Origin of the sequence: Catenibacterium faecis, from assembly GCF_014306455.1 — a bacterium.
Taxonomy (GTDB): Bacteria; Bacillota_I; Bacilli_A; order Erysipelotrichales; family Coprobacillaceae; genus Catenibacterium; species Catenibacterium mitsuoka_A.
Window position 1 is genome coordinate 1 of sequence record NZ_JACRWG010000086.1, and the last position, 5,566, is coordinate 5,566.

Below are 5,566 nucleotides of genomic sequence, written 5' to 3' on the forward strand. Positions count from 1 at the left end.
TGACGTTTCTAAATTAACTAAACCATAAAATTCAACTATTCTATTTTTTCTAAATTATTCAAACTTGTTTTTAAGTTTGTCTTTTTTTATACGTTTTGATTGATTTTTGTTTCACACTTATCTCCTAGGATTTCTTTTCTTGCATTATAGACTTTATTATTCAGTTCACATGCCTTGCTGTAATCCCCTAAATCAGAATAAGAATTTGCTAGATTTTGTAAAGCAGTTAATGTATTTGGATGATTCTCTCCTTGAAGTTCTTTAAATGCGTTATAGACTGTATTTCTTATTTCTAGTGCCTTGTTGTAATCTCCTAAATCAGAATATATGATTGCTAAATTGTTTAAAGCAGATAATGTATTTGGATGATTCTCTCCTTGAAGTTCTTTAAATGCGTTATAGCCTGTATTTCTCATTTCTAGTGCCTTGTTATAATCTCCTAAATAAGAATAAGAATTTGCTAGAATTTGTAAGGCAATTAATGTATTTGGATGATTCTCTCCTTGAAGTTCTTTAAATGTGTTATAGACTGTATTGCTCATTTCTAGTGCCTTGTTATAATCTCCTAAATCAAAATATGCATTTGCAAGATTACCAAGTAAACTTAATGTATCTGGATGATTATCTCCTTGAAGTTCTTTAAATGCGTTATAGACTGTATTGCTCATTTCTAGTGCCTTGCTGTAATCTCCTAAATCAGAATATGAATTTGCTAGATTGCTTAATGAAGTTAATGTTTCAGGATGATTCTCTCCTAGGATTTCTTTTCTTGCATTATAAACAATCTTCTGCAGTTCACATGCCTTGTTGTAATCTCCTAAATCAGAGTATGAGTTTGCTAGACTGCTTAATGAAGTTAATGTATCTGGATGATTCTCTCCTAGGATTTCTTTTCTTGCATTATAAACAATCTTCTGCAGTTCACATGCCTTGTTGTAATCTCCTAAATCAGAGTATGAGATTGCTAGATTATTTAATACAGATAATGTATCTGGATGATTCTCTCCTAGGATTTCTTTTCTTGCATTATAAACAATCTTCTGCAGTTCACATGCCTTGCTGTAGTCTCCTAAATCAGAGTATGAGTTTGCTAGACTGCTTAATGAAGTTAATGTATCTGGATGATTCTCTCCTAGAATTTCTTTTTTTGCATTATAGACTGTGTTCTGTAGTTCACATGCCTTACTGTAGTCTCCTAAATCAGAAAATGTGATTGCTAGATTGCTTAATGAATTTAATGTATCTAGATGATTATCTCCTAGAATTTCTTTTCTTGCATTATAAACAATCTTCTGCAGTTTACATGCCTTGCTGTAATCTCCTAAATACAAATAAGAGTTTGCTAGATTGTTTAATGAAGTTAATGTATCTGGATGATTATCTCCTAGGATTTCTTTTCTTGCATTATAGACTTTATTATTCAGTTCACATGCCTTGCTGTAATCTCCTAAATCAGAGTATGAGATTGCTAGATTATTTAATACAGACAATGTATCTGGATGATTATCTCCTAGTTCATATTTATATAAATCAAATAATTCTTGATAAGCATTTTTAGCTTTTATATAATTCCCAGTTTTTTTTGCTTCTTCTGTTTGCTTAATAAGGTTATTAACTAAATGTTTATTCATACGACTCCTCCTATAACATTCATTAATACCATTTTAATCTATTAAAAAAGACTCTTCTACATCTCCTTCAGCAAAAGACAATAAATGATAAAAATTGAAATATCTTAAGGTAAAAAACAGGGAAAATTAATAACCCATAAGTTATTGTATGAAAGGTATAAGGAAGTGTATAAACATTGCAATTACACTTCTCCTAATATTCATTACCTTACAAGGAGAATACATATGCTAGAAGTAATCTTAGTAATACTTAACTTGTGGTGGTTCTTTAACACCAAATACTTTGAACTTTGGTCTAATATCAAAATTGGTGGTGATCAATTTTCTATTTCCGTTACAGCATTAATCATTTTAATATATCTAGTTGTAGGAGCATTCGGCTTTATCAGATGGTATTATTATCACCGAAGACTCTGATACTGTAATGCTAAGTATAAACAAAAAAGTAAGGGAGATATTAATATTAGTTTTCTATCTTTCCTTGAATGATAAATCCATTCCAGTCTTCAATTACATACTCTCCATTCTTCTTTCTGACTATTTGTCCTCTCATTTCACTTTCCTCAATTCTTCTATTAAGTTCATTGAAATTTCTTCTATATACGATACGACTGTTAATCTTGTTCTTCATTACTTCCTCAAAGACATATTTCAATTCTCTGAGTTCTTTTAAGCCATGTTCTTTTAAGTATTCCTTGGTATCCTTAAAGGATTGATAGATATTATTTGTCTCGTTATATCTCTCATAAAATACTTTCATGAATATTGCCGAGTTAAAGTCATCTACTTCTTCTACAGTAAGTAGTAATGTCTGGCATCCTGCAAGCTCAAAGGCACGTCTGATACCATAAATTCCTTCACCACTTATATTCTCTCCTAGGCCTGTATTACATGCTGATAATACAGCGAGTTCTGTCCCCTTTAAGTCCATATACTGTATTTCTCTGGCACTGATATAACCAGAATTGTTTTCTTCTACATTATATCCTGATAAGCATAGAATACCTCTATCCATAGGTTCCATATGTTCATTATTTAGATAATCACCATGAGTGGATACATGAAGTATTCTCGGTCTTCTTGTATTAAGAAAGTTATCATGATTAGCTTGACCTGAACTATATATAGTGGACTTTTCACCATAGATATCCTGAATAAACATACCTTCAAGATATGAACCATAGAGAACTCCTTTTTTATCTCCTCTGTCATTATCATCTGATAGTCTTCCAAAAAAGTCAGGATAGACAAAGGATACAAGCTGATCTGTACTGTCATCATCTGTATCCTTCTTGAATAGTGTCTGTACAGAACTTAGATAGGAAATATTTAAACAGTTAAGTACTCTTTCGAAGGATATGTTATAGAGTTCACCATCAGGACAGATATAAATATGATCATAATCTTCAAGCTGGCCAATAAATGGTTGGATATCTTTATTATCAATAAATGACCCATTGCTGATATCTTCAAAATCAGCAAGAAAATGTGAATACTTTCCTTTTTTTATGAGAATAAGACCATACTTTGAATCATTAAGTTCATAGAAATCAATAATCAACTTACTTTTAATTAAATGGGGCACTTCTTCTAGAGATAATGTTTCACCCATTGTTTCATTATGGAATCTATTGACATCTATCTCAAAAGATAGATTCTTATTGATAAAAAGATAGTCTATTAAGTCTTTGATATTTCTTTCAAAGACACATAATTTCAACAATTTATATACATTATTGAATGATTCAAGAAAGTGTCGTCTAGAGGAGACCTCTTTTATACTAAATGCTATCGTTTTAAGATTATTAATATTTTCAAAATATGCAGTCATATATTTTTTGATAGATTGATTATCAAATTCTTCTTTAAGGATTTGAGTTTCAAGTAGATTTGACAAACCAAGTAGTGTATCAGGATGATTCTCTCCTAAGATTTCTTTTATTGAATTATAGACTATGTTCTGTAGTTTATATGCCTTGCTGTAATCTCCTAAATCAGAATATGAGCTTGCAAGATTGCCAAGTGAACTTAATGTATCTGGATGATTCTCTCCTAGGATTTCTTTTCTTGCATTATAGACTATGTTCTGTAGTTTATATGCCATGCTGTAATCTCCTAATACACTGTAACAAGATGCCAGATTGCCAAGTGTATTTAATGTATTAGGATTCTTTTCTCCATAAAATTCCTTTTGTGCATTATACGCCACCTTCTGCAGTTCTAAACTCATATTGTAATCATCTATTTGATAATATGCAATTCCTAGACAAGCAAGTGCAGCTATTGTATCTGGATGATTCTCTCCTAGGATTCCTTTTCTTGAATTATAGACTATGTTCTGTAGTTCATATGCCTTGTTGTAATCTCCTAAATAATTATATATACGCGCTAGATTGCCGAGTGCAATTATTGTACCTGGATGATTCTCTCCTAGGATTTCTTTTTTTGCATTATAGACTATGTTCTGTAGTTCACATGTCTTGCTGTAATCTCCTAAATCAAAATATGCATTTGCAAGATTGCCAAGTGAACTTAATGTATCTGGATGATTTTCTCCTAGTATTTCTTTTCTTGAATTATAGACTATGTTCTGTAGTTCACATGCCTTGCTGTAATCTCCTAAATCAGAATGTAATTTTGCAAGCTTGCCAAGTGAACTTAATGTATCTGGATGATTCTCTCCTAGGATTTCTTTACTTGTATTATAAACTTCATTTATTATTTTAAACGCTTTATTATAATCTCCTAGATTATTGTAAGAAATCGCTACATTCTCGAGTGCATTCAATGTATCAGAATGTTTCTCTCCTAAAGATTCCTTGGTTGTCTTATAAACTTCATCTTCTATTTCTAACGCCTTGCTATAATCTCCCAGCATACCATAAGAGCATGCCAAATTATTTAAAGCAGATAGTGTTTCTCGATGATTCTCTCCTAGGATTTCTTTTTTTGCAGTATAAATTTCTTCATGTAGTTCCAATGCTTTATTACAATCTCCTAAATAAGAATATGAGTTTGCTAAATTGTTTAATACAGATAATGTATCTGGATGATTCTCTCCTAGGATTTCTTTTCTTGCATTATAGACTGTGTTCTGTAGTTCACATGCCTTGCTGTAGTCTCCTAAATCAGAATATGAATTTGCTAGATTGTTCAAGACAGATAATGTATCCGGATGATGATCTCCTAGAATTTCTTTTCTTGCATTATAAACAATCTTCTGCAGTTCACATGCCTTGCTGTAGTCTCCTAAATCAGAGTATGAGTTTGCTAGACTGCTTAATGAAGTTAATGTATCTGGATGATTCTCTCCTAGGATTTCTTTTCTTGCATTATAGACTGTGTTCTGTAGTTCACATGCCTTGCTGTAGTCTCCTAAATCAGAAAATGTGATTGCTAGATTGCTTAATGAAGTTAATGTATCTGGATGATTCTCTCCTAAAATTTCTTTTCTTGAATTATAGACTATGTTCTGTAGTTTATATGCCTTGCTGTAATCTCCTAAATCAGAATATGAGTTTGCAAGACTACCAAGTGAACTTAATGTATCCGGATGATTCTCTCCTAGTTCTTGTTTATAAAAATCATATAACTCTTGATAAACGTTTTTAGCTTTTATATAATTCCCAGTTTTTTCTGCTTCTTCTGCTTTCTTAATAAGGTTATTAGTTAAATTATTATTCATATGTATTCCTCCAATGTTCAGTAACATTATTTTACTCTAGCAAACAAAACTATTCTATACCCCTTTATTTTTTTCAAACTTAACCTTAAAAAACAGGGAAAAAAAATTGGATAATAGAAATCAAGTAAAAATTCAAAAAAATAATCAGTAATTTTTCATAGTTTTTATTGCATGCTGAAAACCCCTGAAGAAAAAGTGCTTTTTTTCAGGGTGGTTTAGGTGTATAATTTCGTTGTTATTTGTTGTACTG

At 31.1% G+C, this 5,566-nt stretch carries 2 protein-coding genes; both read right to left on the reverse strand.

Annotation, left to right across the window (positions count from 1 at the left end):
- Positions 1 to 86: 86 nt before the first annotated feature.
- A complete protein-coding gene (locus tag H8909_RS12315; protein WP_187013038.1) occupies positions 87 to 1,631 on the reverse strand; it encodes a tetratricopeptide repeat protein in 1,545 nt (514 codons plus the stop codon).
- 463 nt (positions 1,632 to 2,094) lie between these two features.
- Complete coding sequence (locus tag H8909_RS12320) at positions 2,095 to 5,316, reverse strand: CHAT domain-containing protein (protein WP_187013039.1); 3,222 nt, start codon at positions 5,314 to 5,316, stop codon at positions 2,095 to 2,097.
- Positions 5,317 to 5,566 lie beyond the last annotated feature (250 nt).

What these genes read in the sequence shown, in the direction of transcription:
- H8909_RS12320 (WP_187013039.1), bottom strand. Translation starts at nt 5,316, where the DNA reads ATGAATAATAATTTAACTAATAACCTTATTAAGAAAGCAGAAGAAGCA.
- H8909_RS12315 (WP_187013038.1), bottom strand. Translation starts at nt 1,631, where the DNA reads ATGAATAAACATTTAGTTAATAACCTTATTAAGCAAACAGAAGAAGCA.